Source organism: Pseudomonas sp. GW821-FHT02H09 (genome assembly GCF_059421425.1).
In genome coordinates this window covers 20,354-32,663 of sequence record NZ_JBWKVA010000010.1, presented here as the reverse complement: position 1 = coordinate 32,663, position 12,310 = coordinate 20,354, and the positions used below count along the sequence as shown (strand labels likewise).

General features: G+C 58.0%; 12 protein-coding genes and 4 tRNA genes. 3 read left to right on the top strand and 13 right to left on the bottom strand.

The genetic code is table 11. The features are described 5' to 3' along the window. Positions 1-2: 2 nt before the first annotated feature. A complete protein-coding gene (locus AC07VR_RS15305) occupies positions 3-458 on the bottom strand; it encodes a DUF2214 family protein (protein ID WP_495011691.1) in 456 nt (151 codons plus the stop codon). Positions 459-754: 296 nt separating this feature from the next. Here AC07VR_RS15305 and AC07VR_RS15300 point away from each other — a divergent pair, with 296 nt between their 5' ends. Then, positions 755-1,333: a DUF4337 domain-containing protein gene (locus AC07VR_RS15300; RefSeq protein ID WP_494994701.1), complete on the top strand. Its 579-nt coding sequence runs from the start codon at positions 755-757 to the stop codon at positions 1,331-1,333. Between the two features lie 484 nt (positions 1,334-1,817). Then, on the top strand, positions 1,818-1,940 hold the full coding sequence (locus AC07VR_RS15295) for a hypothetical protein (protein WP_494994700.1): 123 nt from the start codon (positions 1,818-1,820) through the stop codon (positions 1,938-1,940). A gap of 91 nt (positions 1,941-2,031) precedes the next feature. Here AC07VR_RS15295 and AC07VR_RS15290 read toward each other — a convergent pair whose 3' ends face one another. Both AC07VR_RS15290 and AC07VR_RS15285 read right to left on the bottom strand, forming a co-directional pair. Next, on the bottom strand, positions 2,032-2,247 hold the full coding sequence (locus tag AC07VR_RS15290; RefSeq protein ID WP_494994699.1) for a hypothetical protein: 216 nt from the start codon (positions 2,245-2,247) through the stop codon (positions 2,032-2,034). 257 nt (positions 2,248-2,504) lie between these two features. Further along, positions 2,505-2,581, bottom strand: a tRNA-Val gene (locus AC07VR_RS15285). Between the two features lie 183 nt (positions 2,582-2,764). On the opposite strand from AC07VR_RS15285, the gene AC07VR_RS15280 reads away from it, so the two are divergent. Beyond that, on the top strand, positions 2,765-4,048 hold the full coding sequence (locus AC07VR_RS15280) for an NAD(P)/FAD-dependent oxidoreductase (protein WP_495011690.1): 1,284 nt from the start codon (positions 2,765-2,767) through the stop codon (positions 4,046-4,048). Positions 4,049-4,478: 430 nt separating this feature from the next. Here AC07VR_RS15280 and AC07VR_RS15275 read toward each other — a convergent pair. The 10 genes from AC07VR_RS15275 to accD all read right to left on the bottom strand — a co-directional run bounded on the left by AC07VR_RS15275 (position 4,479) and on the right by accD (position 12,257). Beyond that, a tRNA-Asp gene (locus AC07VR_RS15275) sits at positions 4,479-4,555 on the bottom strand. Between the two features lie 100 nt (positions 4,556-4,655). Then, positions 4,656-4,732: transfer RNA gene (locus AC07VR_RS15270), tRNA-Asp, on the bottom strand. 56 nt (positions 4,733-4,788) lie between these two features. Next, positions 4,789-4,864: transfer RNA gene (locus tag AC07VR_RS15265), tRNA-Val, on the bottom strand. Between the two features lie 160 nt (positions 4,865-5,024). Continuing rightward, the gene (locus AC07VR_RS15260; RefSeq protein ID WP_495011825.1) at positions 5,025-5,783 is read right to left on the bottom strand and encodes an SDR family oxidoreductase; all 759 of its coding nucleotides are present in this window, start codon (positions 5,781-5,783) and stop codon (positions 5,025-5,027) included. Between the two features lie 11 nt (positions 5,784-5,794). Beyond that, complete coding sequence (locus tag AC07VR_RS15255; RefSeq protein ID WP_495011689.1) at positions 5,795-7,006, bottom strand: O-succinylhomoserine sulfhydrylase; 1,212 nt, start codon at positions 7,004-7,006, stop codon at positions 5,795-5,797. 30 nt (positions 7,007-7,036) lie between these two features. Further along, positions 7,037-8,542, bottom strand: a complete 1,506-nt coding sequence (gene purF / locus AC07VR_RS15250; protein WP_494994696.1) for an amidophosphoribosyltransferase — start codon at positions 8,540-8,542, stop codon at positions 7,037-7,039. 41 nt (positions 8,543-8,583) lie between these two features. Then, positions 8,584-9,144 (bottom strand): CvpA family protein, encoded by a 561-nt coding sequence (locus tag AC07VR_RS15245; RefSeq protein WP_495011688.1) that lies wholly within the window; start codon positions 9,142-9,144, stop codon positions 8,584-8,586. Between the two features lie 254 nt (positions 9,145-9,398). Further along, positions 9,399-10,049 (bottom strand): SPOR domain-containing protein, encoded by a 651-nt coding sequence (locus AC07VR_RS15240; RefSeq protein ID WP_495011687.1) that lies wholly within the window; start codon positions 10,047-10,049, stop codon positions 9,399-9,401. Continuing rightward, positions 10,033-11,340, bottom strand: a complete 1,308-nt coding sequence (gene folC / locus AC07VR_RS15235; RefSeq protein WP_495011686.1) for a bifunctional tetrahydrofolate synthase/dihydrofolate synthase — start codon at positions 11,338-11,340, stop codon at positions 10,033-10,035. Before folC ends, AC07VR_RS15240 begins: the two co-directional genes overlap by 17 nt. Further along, positions 11,337-12,257, bottom strand: coding sequence for an acetyl-CoA carboxylase, carboxyltransferase subunit beta (gene accD / locus AC07VR_RS15230; protein WP_494994692.1), 921 nt, complete (start codon positions 12,255-12,257; stop codon positions 11,337-11,339). The genes folC and accD overlap by 4 nt, the downstream gene beginning before the upstream one ends. Positions 12,258-12,310: the final 53 nt, after the last annotated feature.

Below are 12,310 nucleotides of genomic sequence, written 5' to 3'. Positions count from 1 at the left end.
TGCTAGCCGGACACCAGCCCACGAGCCATGCCTGTCGCCGCTACCACCATGAGAACAATCAGCAATGCCTCAATGTGGCTGATCCTGGCGAATAGCGTCGCACGCCGAACGTCAATCGTACGCCCTCGACTCAAGGCGATCCGCCATTTGATCAGGGCGACCATCGGAGCAGTCTCAAGCAGCAAAATAACGATGAACAACGTCATCTTGAGATGAAACAGTGGCTGGTGCAGGTAGTAGTCCGTGCCTTTTTCGTACCCGCCAAAGGCGCGAACCGCACCGGTGACCAAAAGAATCGCCGCCGAGATTCCCCAGCAGTTATCCGCAAACAATACATTCCGGACCTCAGTGGCGCTCACAGCGACACGACGCAAAGCCGCTCCGCGAGCGAGCACCGCCGCGAACCCCGTTGCAAATGCCAGAAGATGAATTGCCGCAAGGAACCAGTGCGCAAGCATCGACTTGACCTCCTATCCATGAAGAAAAGAATATCGGCCTGACAGTAGTAGCCCATAAAACACAGCGCTGCTTAAACCAGCTGCAACGCCTTAGCCATGTCTAATTCCCATTTTTGAAGCAGCAAACCGTCGATAAAAGCACCTTGCTTTACCCTCCCCTGCGTCGTGGCGAACGAGCACGATCCGAAAAGCCAACAATTCGTCACCTCGACTCGACAGTTTTCCATTGATATAGAGCCTTTGGCGATCAGTCCATTTACACTTCAATACCTGTCCAACCCCAAAGATCAAAGTCCATGTCTGAAGAGTTCGAAGTCCCCAGCCCCCATGAAGAACATCTGGAACACGTCACCAAAAACGCCCATGCCCACGGCGATAATTTCGCCAGCAAGATAGCGGTGATGACGGCGATCATGGCGACCATAGGTGCCTTGCTCAGCTATCAGGCGGGCTCCACGGAGAGCGAAGCGGCAATGGACAAGAACAACGCCGCCATCAAGAAAACCGAAGCCTCCAACCAGTGGAATTATTACCAGGCCAAATCCAGCCGGCAAAACCTGTCTGAATTGGCGATCCATATCCCTGGCGTCGATGCCGCACACTACACCGCCGAAGCGCAACGCTATAAAGATGAAAAAGAAGTGGTGCGCCAGAAAGCAGAAGCACTCGAGGCAGAGGCTCGCGAGTGGGATGAAAAGTCAGAATTGGCATTGCATCAGCACCACCGCTGGGCCCAGGCGATGACGGCAATTCAGATTGCCATTTCGCTGGCGGCGATTACCTTGCTGACGCGCAAGGAATGGCTGAAAAGGGTCGCCTATAGTGCGGCGGGAGCCAGTGTAGTGCTGGGTACTCTGGCCTGGTTACATATATAAACCGGATGAGCCCCCGATACGCCTGGTTCAAATATGAATTTCAACAGGCCAATGTGAGAGCCAGGCCCAACTGACCCTGGGCACCTTCGATCCGAAATAATGAATGGGCGGGCATTCGCTCGAATGAACCCGCCTGACCCACCCTCGCCTATTGCGCTGAACGCCTCAGCAGCCGCCTGTTCAGGTGACAATCAGTTGGTTATAAGCAACATCGAATGGCGTTATCGCCGGAACAACACCGATAACTCTACGTGACGCCAAAAAAATTCTTGTGCGCACCACATCAAGATTTTGATTTCGCTTCACCATGTCAGTGACCAGTGCTCGAGAAATGCAGTAGCGCCCGCAGCCAGGGCAGTCTCTTTCCTCGAACTCACCGACTGACAGAACCTCTTTGGCTACGCCCTTGCAGATCAAGCACCTCATTTTCGATCTCCATTTCGATGAGCAGTCAACTGTAGCCGATCCCCGGCGAGGTATCCCCATGCCCACAGAAAACAAAACCATCGACCAGCAGCGCATTAAGCGCATCATCGCCAACGAGTTCATCCAGGTGATCGCCAGTTTTTTCGCAACAAGACGGTCGCCGGCCCCCTTGGGGCTATGACGACGACATTCTGATCGTTCGGGATAGTGTGCGGCTTGGGCTCATTCGGAAACCGACCGAAGCTCAGGAGGCAGCATGCATCGCGCTTACATTAGCGGCTTGGTCCATCATCTTGCTTGAAATTGCTGTATTCCCCTGGCAATTCCATCCAGGCATCAAGGGCTGCAATCTGCCGCGCTACGGCAGCATCCCACTCGGGGCCTGTGGCTTTGTTCTCACTCATTATTTTGTGGATGACGATCGTAGCCTGCTCATATTCATGATGAACCTCTAATACTTTCGTCAAAAATTCTTCTCGCCGGTTCATAGAGATTCTCCCAAGACAGGTGAGAAGTATTGACCCGTAACCACTTGAGCACCAATCGGCAAGGAATCATCGTGCATCGATTTTTTTGTCAGCCCCCAAACTACCTGGCCAGGGAGTTCAGCAAGGCACGCGACGCGCCCCACGCCTGACTGGCGTCCTGAGTGGGGGGCGTGAAAAAGTTTTGCAAACGCCAGACGCAAAAAAGGGTCAACCTCTCGGTTGACCCTTCTAGACCGCCCAGCAGAGCGGATTTTGTTTGGTAGGCGCGATTGGACTCGAACCAACGACCCCCACCATGTCAAGGTGGTGCTCTAACCAACTGAGCTACGTGCCTGCTGTGAGGCGGCATTCTACGGAATTCCGGAGGGGTGTCAACACCTTTTTTGCAGCTAAGCCTATGAATATGCGAATTTTTTATTTTCAGGGCCACAAAGAAGATTTTTCGTTGGCTGGTAGCCTATTTTTAACTCAGGTAGGATCGATGCACTCGTAAAAAATATAAAACAGAGGTTGCAGGATGGTGAACACCCCCTATCCGAAGTCCTATTACGCCGCATCGGCTAACGCGGTTGCGCCGCGCCCATCGCTACAGGATGAGGTAGAGACTGATGTCTGCGTGATCGGTGCAGGCTACACGGGCCTCTCCAGCGCGCTGTTTCTGCTGGAGAACGGTTTTCGGGTGACCGTCCTGGAAGCGGCCAAGGTCGGCTTCGGCGCCTCGGGCCGCAATGGCGGCCAAATCGTCAACAGCTACAGCCGCGACATCGACGTCATCGAGCGCAGCGTCGGCCCCAAGCAGGCACAGTTGCTCGGCCAGATGGCGTTCGAGGGCGGCAAGATCATCCGCGAGCGCGTGGCCAGGTACCAGATCCAGTGCGATCTGAAGGACGGCGGCGTATTTGCCGCAATCACCAGCAAACAGATGGGCCACCTGGAGTCGCAGAAGCGCCTTTGGGAGCGTTTCGGCCACACTCAACTGGAACTGCTGGATCAGCGCCGCATCCGCGAGGTGGTGGCCTGCGATCAATACGTGGGCGGCATGCTCGACATGAGCGGCGGACATATGCACCCGCTCAACCTCGCCCTTGGCGAAGCCGCTGCAGTGGAGTCGCTGGGCGGAACCATTTATGAGCAATCGCCCGCCATACGCATCGAGCGCGGCGCCAATCCGGTCGTGCACTCGCCGCAAGGCAAAGTCAGGGCCAGGTTCATTATCGTCGCCGGTAACGCCTATCTGGGCAATCTGGTTCCGGAACTGGCAGCCAAGTCGATGCCCTGCGGCACCCAGGTCATCACCACTGAACCCTTGAGCGATGAATTGGCGAAAAGCCTGCTGCCGCAGGACTACTGTGTCGAAGACTGCAACTACCTGCTCGACTACTACCGTCTTTCGGGTGACAAGCGCCTGATCTTCGGCGGCGGTGTGGTCTATGGCGCGAGAGATCCAGCGAATATCGAAGCGATCATTCGACCGAAGATGCTCAAGGCCTTCCCGCAGCTCAAGGATGTGAAGATCGATTACGCGTGGACCGGCAACTTCCTGCTGACTTTGTCGCGACTTCCGCAAGTCGGACGCCTGGGTAACAACATCTATTACTCGCAGGGCTGTAGCGGCCATGGCGTGACCTACACCCATCTGGCGGGCAAAGTCCTGGCTGAGGCTCTGCGAGGCCAGGCAGAGCGCTTTGACGCCTTTGCCGACCTGCCGCACTACCCTTTCCCTGGCGGGCAAATGCTGCGCACCCCATTCGCCGCATTAGGCGCCTGGTACTACGGCCTGCGGGACAAGTACGACTTGTGATTTACACGAACACAACAAAAACAAAACCCCGCCAGTCAGCGTAATGCCGTTCAGTTAAGGCGACGACGCGATCCGTAGCAGCTGGCGAAGCCTGCGTTCGACTGCGTAGCGGTCGTAAAATCAGGCACTGTGGTGTTACAGGTTGACCGTGGTTGCATGATTTGCGACTGCTGCGCAGCCGAACGCAGCCTTCGGCAGCTGCTACGGAGAATGTGCGGAGCCAGAAATTCCTTAACTGAACAGCATTGCGCCAGTCAGCGGGGTTTTGTTTTATTCAATTCGAGAAAACTTCTGGAACCAGAAGCAAAAGAAAGCCAAATCCCGGATACAAAAAACCCCGGTCTTTCGACCAGGGTCTTTGCTATCAATCAGAAGCAGCCATCGGCTTTCTTCATAGCTTCAAGGCGTTCAGTGGGCCTTGAGGCAGATATGGCGCAGCGGACGGGACTCGAACCCGCGACCCCCGGCGTGACAGGCCGGTATTCTAACCGACTGAACTACCGCTGCGTATCGCTTGGACTTGCGTCCATTTGAACCTTTGAAATCATCTGACTGGAAAGCTCTAGGCTTTTCAATCTCAAACCGGGAAAACCCGATCTGGAAAATATGGCGCAGCGGACGGGACTCGAACCCGCGACCCCCGGCGTGACAGGCCGGTATTCTAACCGACTGAACTACCGCTGCGCGTCGGTGGAGGCTTTTAAAAGCTTCCATCTTTCTTTCGAAAGACTCTCAAGAAGTGGTGGGTGATGACGGGATCGAACCGCCGACCCTCTGCTTGTAAGGCAGATGCTCTCCCAGCTGAGCTAATCACCCTTTGCTTCGTTGAGGCCGCGAAATTTACGCAGATACCGAAGCTAAGTCAATACCCCGCTTGAAGTTTTTCTGAAAAAGACAAAATAAATTTATCTTTCCCGGACAGCCTTCCATTCGAACAGCTCGATCGCGCAAGCCGCATCGCGAGCAAGCTGCGCTCCTACCGATAAATCATTTTCTTGGTCATGCCACCATCGACCACAAACTCCTGGCCCGTGACAAAACCCGCATTCTTCGACAGCAGCCAGGCCACCATCGCCGCCACGTCCTCAACCGTCCCTACCCTGCCCGCCGGGTGCTGAGCATGATCAGCGTCCGTCAGCGGCTCGGCACGGCGCGCAGCCGGGTCTCGGGCATCGATCCAGCCAGGACTGACCGCATTGACCCGAATCTCCGGACCCAGACTGATCGCCAGCGCATGCGTCAGCGCCAGCAGCCCGCCCTTGCTCGCCGCATAGGCCTCGGTATCCGGCTCCGATTGCCCGGCGCGGGTCGAGGCCAGATTGACGATGGCACCCGCGTGAGCACGCAGATAAGGCGCGCAGTGTTTGGCCAGCAACATTGGCCCACTGAGGTTCACCGCCAGAACACGATTCCAGTAAGCCAAATCAAGACTTTCCAGCGTGATATTGCGCGGTTCGGCCACCGCCGCATTGCAAACCAGCGCATCAAGGCGCCCGAACTGACCAAGCACCTCGGCAACGCCCAAGGCGACTTGCTGCTCATCCGCCACATCCATGGTGATGAACCAGGCGCTTTCACCGAGGACCTTGGCGACCCTGGAGCCACGCACGCGGTCAAGATCAGTCAGCACCACCTGCCAGCCTTCGCTGATCAGCCAGGCCGCAATCCCCAGACCGATGCCACGCGCCGCGCCGGTAACCAGCGCGACACGACCATTGGTGCTACTCGCCCCCATGGACAAATCGATCACAAGGCTGCCAACCCGCGCGCCAGATCCACTTGCAAGTCAGCGACATCTTCCAGACCGACCGCAATGCGGATCAGGCTGTCACGAATCCCGGCAGCCTCACGCTCTTGCGGCGCCAGACGGCCGTGAGAGGTGGTGCTCGGATGGGTGATGGTGGTTTTGCTGTCGCCCAGGTTCGCAGTGATCGAAATCAGTCGGGTTGCATCGATGAAGCGCCAGGCCCCCTCTTTGCCACCCTTGACCTCGAAACTCACCACCGCACCGAAGCCACGCTGCTGACGCCGGGCCAACTCATGCTGCGGATGGCTCTTGAGGCCGGCGTAATGCACCTTCTCGATCCCGTCCTGCTGCTCCAGCCACTCAGCCAGAACCTGAGCGCTGGCACAGTGAGCGCGCATACGCAGGTTCAACGTTTCCAGGCCCTTGAGGAAAATCCAGGCATTGAATGGACTCAGGGTCGGCCCGGCAGTACGCAGGAAACCAACCACTTCTTTCATCTGCTCGCTGCGACCGGCAACTACGCCCCCCATGCAACGGCCCTGGCCATCAATGAACTTGGTGGCCGAATGCACCACCACGTCCGCACCCAGCTTCAACGGCTGTTGCAGCGCCGGCGTACAGAAGCAGTTGTCGACGACCAGCATCGCACCCTTGGCATGGGCAATCCCGGACAATGCCGCGATATCCACCAATTCGGCCAGCGGATTGGACGGTGATTCAACAAAGAGCAATTTGGTATTGGCCTTGATTGCCGCATCCCAACCGGACAAGTCCGCCAGGGGCACGTAATCGACTTCGATACCAAAGCGCTTGAAATACTTTTCGAACAGACTGATGGTCGAGCCGAACACACTGCGCGACACCAGCACATGATCACCGGCGCTGCACAGGCTCATGACCACCGCCAGGATGGCTGCCATGCCGGTTGCCGTGGCAACCGCTTGCTCGGCACCCTCCAGCGCTGCGATACGCTCTTCGAACGACCGCACCGTAGGGTTGGTGTAACGCGAGTAGACGTTGCCCGGCACTTCACCGGCGAACCGCGCAGCCGCATCGGCGGCCGTGCGGAACACGTAACTGGAGGTGAAGAACATCGGATCACCGTGCTCACCTTCCGGCGTACGGTGCTGACCGGCGCGCACGGCCAGGGTATCGAAAGCTACGCCATCGAGGTCGCTGTCCAGCCGACCGGCATCCCAATCCTGACTCATGCTGCCTACTCCTTAGTCTTGTATTCCAAATCAGTTGTTGTACAGGTCAATGATCGCGCTGACGGCCTGAGTCTTGACTTTGGAGGCATCGTTACGCGCCTGCTCGATCTTGTTCAGGTAGGTCTCGTCGATATCGCCAGTGACGTACTTGCCATCGAACACCGCGCAGTCGAAGCTCTCGATCTTGACCTTGCCACCGCCAACCGCTTCGATCAGGTCCGGCAGGTCCTGATAGACCAGCCAGTCGGCGCCGATCAGATCGGCAACGTCCTGGGTGGTACGATTGTGTGCGATCAGCTCGTGGGCGCTCGGCATGTCGATACCGTAGACGTTCGGGTAGCGAACAGCGGGTGCCGCCGAGCAGAAGTAGACATTCTTCGCACCCGCTTCACGGGCCATCTGAATGATCTGCTTGCAGGTGGTGCCGCGAACGATGGAGTCGTCCACCAGCATCACGTTCTTGCCGCGGAATTCCAGTTCGATGGCGTTGAGCTTCTGGCGTACGGATTTTTTCCGTGCAGCCTGGCCCGGCATGATGAAGGTCCGGCCGATGTAGCGGTTCTTCACGAAACCTTCGCGGAACTTCACGCCCAGGTGGTTAGCCAGCTCCAGTGCAGCCGTACGGCTGGTGTCCGGAATCGGGATAACCACGTCGATATCGTGCTGTGGACGCTCACGCAGGATCTTGTCCGCAAGCTTCTCACCCATGCGCAGGCGAGCCTTGTAGACCGAAACGCCGTCGATGATCGAGTCCGGACGCGCCAGGTAGACATGCTCGAAAATGCAAGGTGTGAGCTTCGGATTGGTCGCGCACTGACGGGTGTGCAGCTTGCCGTCTTCAGTGATGTAGACCGCTTCGCCCGGTGCCAGGTCGCGAATCAGGGTGAAACCAAGCACGTCCAGGGAAACGCTTTCCGAGGCGATCATGTACTCGACGCCTTCATCGGTATGACGCTGACCGAAGACGATCGGACGAATGCCGTGCGGGTCACGGAAACCGACGATGCCATAACCGGTGATCATCGCAACCACGGCATAACCACCCACGCAGCGATTGTGCACGTCGGTTACGGCGGCGAAAACGTCTTCTTCGGTTGGCTGCAACTTGCCGCGCTGGGCCAGCTCGTGAGCGAACACGTTGAGCAGGACTTCCGAATCGGAGTTGGTGTTGACATGGCGCAGGTCAGATTCGTAAATCTCCTTGGCCAGTTGTTCAACGTTGGTCAGGTTACCGTTGTGCGCCAGGGTAATGCCGTAAGGCGAGTTGACGTAAAACGGTTGAGCTTCGGCCGAGGTCGAGCTGCCCGCGGTCGGGTAACGCACATGGCCAATGCCCATGTGACCGACCAGGCGCTGCATATGCCGTTGATGGAACACATCACGGACCAGGCCATTGTCCTTGCGCAGGAATAACCGGCCGTCATGACTGGTCACGATACCGGCAGCGTCCTGGCCGCGGTGCTGGAGGACGGTTAGCGCGTCATACAGCGCCTGATTGACGTTCGACTTACCGACGATACCGACGATGCCACACATGCGACGCAACCCCTACTTAATGAATCTGAACTGAACACATCTCACCGAGGCGTTTTGGCCGTCGGCAAGAGGTATTCCTTGAACGGTACTTCAGCGGGTACGCTGATACCGCTGGCAAGCCACTGACTGCTCCACCCCAGGATCAGGTTTTTGGACCAGTCTGCGACCAATAGAAATTTTGGCACGAGTCGTGACTCCTGCCACCACGAATCCTGCTGTACCGGGCCCAGGCTCAACAGCCCGACCGCCACGACCACCAGCAACGCGCCACGCGCGGCACCGAAGGCCGTGCCGAGAAACCGGTCGGTCCCGGACAGGCCGGTGACACGAACCAGCTCGCTGATAAGATAATTGATCATGGCGCCTACCAGTAAGGTGGCGACAAACATGATGGCACAACCCGCGATCACGCGAGCCGAAGGTGTTTCGATGTATCCGGCGAGGTACTGGGACAATGAGCCACCAAACATCCAGGCTACGATTCCTGCGATGATCCAGGTGAGCAGCGAAAGTGCTTCTTTGACGAAGCCGCGACTCAAACTGATCAAAGCGGAGATGGCGATGATTGCAACGATCGCCCAGTCAACCCAGGTAAATAGCACAGTGCAGCCTACAGACGGATAAGGCGGCGCATTTTAGCAGAGCGCATGCCTGTCGGTAAGCTGCGATTGTCAGTGCATTTCAAATCAATGAGATAGCGTCAGCCGATAACACGACCTGCGTAGCCGCTGGCGAAGGTTGCGTCCAGCTGCTCAGCAGTCGCAATACCAGGCATCTCGGTCATTCAGGCAAGCCGGACTTATGACTGCTGCGCAGCCGGACGCAGGCTGCGCCAGCTGCTACGAGCAACGTGGCTTCAGCCGCGCTCAGGCTGGAAACGCACCACAAACCCCTTGAGGTTCTGCTGACGACCCAGCAAGTCGCGCAGACGATCGGCTTCAGCGCGCTCGATCAGCGGCCCGACGAACACCCGGTTCTTGCCATCTGCAGAACGGATATAGGCGTTGTAACCCTGGCTGCGCAGGGATTTCTGCAAGCTCTCGGCACTTTCCCGACTGGACAGGCTGGCCAATTGAACCGACCAGCTGACTGACAGACCATTGGCATCGATGCGACTTTGGCTCACATCGGGCTTGCTCGGCGCCGGTGCAACAGGCTGGGCTGCTGCAGGTTTTGGTGCCGGCGCGGGAGCTACAGGCTTGCTGGCTACGACCGGCGCCGGGACTGGAGTCATCGGCGCGACCGGCTTGGCCGGCACCTCCTGATCAGCGATCTCGTCATCACTGGGAACCGGCTCTTGCGGCAGGCTTTGCGGCTCAGGCACGACCACTGGCTCAACCTGCACTTGCTGCACCGCAGGCGCTTGAGGCTTGGCCGGGGCGTCAACGGTTATCTGACGCTGCTCATCCTGACGGGAAAACAGCATCGGCAAGAAGATTACCGCCAACGCCACCAGGACCAGTGCTCCGACCATGCGCTGCTTGTAAACGTTATCCAGCAAAGCCATTTGCAGCCTCCTCCGTGGAGCGCCGGGCTAACCATTGGAGCGCCTCGGCAACACAATAAAATGATCCAAACAACAGAATTTCATCCTCGGCCGCCGCTTGGGCACACTGCCCTTCCAGCGCGGCAGCGACACTTTCGTAGGACGTCACCGACGCACCAAGGTTCTGCAAGGCCGCCTGCAGATCTTCGACCGGGCGACTGCGCGCAGAATCCAGCGGGGCAACAGCCCACTGCTGGACACTACCACTCAACTGCGCAAGAACTCCATCGAGGTCCTTGTCAGCCAGCAAACCAAACACCGCCAGACGCCTGCCTGCCAGAGGGCGGCGAGCCAGGCGATGGGCCAGATACTCCGCTGCATGCGGGTTGTGTCCCACATCCAGCAGCACATTCAGACGCTTGCCGTGCCAATCAAACTGACGCCGATCGAGGCGCCCGACCACCTGAGTGGCTTTCAGCGCCTCGACAATTTGCTTCGCCTGCCATGGCAAACCGAGCAACAGGTAAGCCTGCAATGCCAGCGCCGCGTTTTCCATCGGCAGATCGAGCAGAGGCAAATCATGCAACTCGACAACACCACCTTGCGCATCCAGGCCGCGCCACTGCCAGTTATGCTCGGTGATACCCAGATCGAAATCGCGACCACGCAGGAAAAACGGGCAACTCAGCTCGCGCGCTTTGTCCAGCAAGGGTTGAGGAGGATTGAGATCGCCGCAGAGCGCAGGCGCGCCCTGGCGGAAAATGCCGGCCTTTTCGAAAGCCACCGACTCACGGGTATTACCCAACCAGTCAGCGTGATCGACGCCGATGCTGGTGACCAGTGCCAGATCGGCATCGATCAGATTGACCGCATCCAGACGACCACCCAGACCGACTTCCAGCACCACGGCATCGAGACCGGCACGCTGGAACAGCCAGAACGCCGCCAGGGTGCCCATCTCGAAATAAGTCAGGGAGATTTCGCGGCGACCGGACTCGACCGCCACGAAGGCCTCGCACAGTTCAGCGTCAGTGGCTTCGACGCCATTGACCTGCACCCGCTCGTTGTAACGCAGCAGATGCGGCGAATTGTAGACGCCGACCTTGAGTCCCTGCGCTCGCAGCAAGGAAGCCACGAACGCACAGGTAGAACCTTTGCCGTTGGTACCCGTTACCGTGATCACCCGAGGCGCCGGCTTGCCCAGCCCCATCCGGGACGCTACCTCTTGCGAGCGCTCCAGCCCCATGTCGATGGCCGACGGATGTAATTGCTCAAGGTAGGCGAGCCAGTCGCCAAGGGTACGTTCGATCATAGGTTTGCAGGCACCGGAGGGATCGCGATCGACTCGACCGGGGCGGCAATGAATACCGGCGTCGGCAGGCCCATCATTTGCGCCAGCAGGTTACCCAGACGCGGGCGCAGTTCCTGACGAGCAATGATCATGTCGATGGCGCCGTGCTCCAGCAGGAACTCACTGCGCTGGAAGCCTTCCGGCAGTTTTTCACGCACGGTCTGCTCGATCACACGCGGGCCGGCGAAGCCGATCAGGGCCTTGGGCTCAGCAACGATGACGTCACCGAGCATCGCCAGACTGGCGGAAACCCCACCATAGACCGGGTCGGTAAGAACGGAGATAAACGGAAGACCTTCTTCACGCAGACGCGCCAGAACCGCCGAGGTCTTGGCCATTTGCATCAGAGAAATCAGCGCTTCCTGCATCCGCGCACCGCCGGAAGCAGCAAAGCAGATCATCGGGCAGCGGTTTTCCAGCGCGTAGTTGGCGGCACGAACAAAACGCTCACCAACGATGGCGCCCATCGAGCCACCCATGAAGGAGAACTCGAACGCCGAGACCACCACAGGCATACCCAGCAGAGTACCGCTCATGGAGATCAGCGCGTCTTTCTCGCCGGTCTGCTTCTGAGCCGCGGTCAGACGATCCTTGTACTTTTTGCCGTCGCGAAATTTCAGACGATCCACTGGCTCCAGGTCAGCACCCAGTTCGGCACGACCTTCAGCATCGAGGAAGATATTGATACGAGCGCGAGCGTCAATACGCATGTGGTGGTTGCACTTGGGGCAAACATCCAGGGTCTTTTCCAGCTCCGGACGATACAGCACGGCGTCGCAGGACGGGCATTTGTGCCACAAACCTTCAGGCACCGAACTTTTCTTCACCTCGGAACGCATGATCGAAGGGATCAGTTTGTCTACTAACCAGTTGCTCATGCTTTCTTTCTCCAGTACCGGCGGCCCGAACATTTGACGTTCGCAGCCCCGCG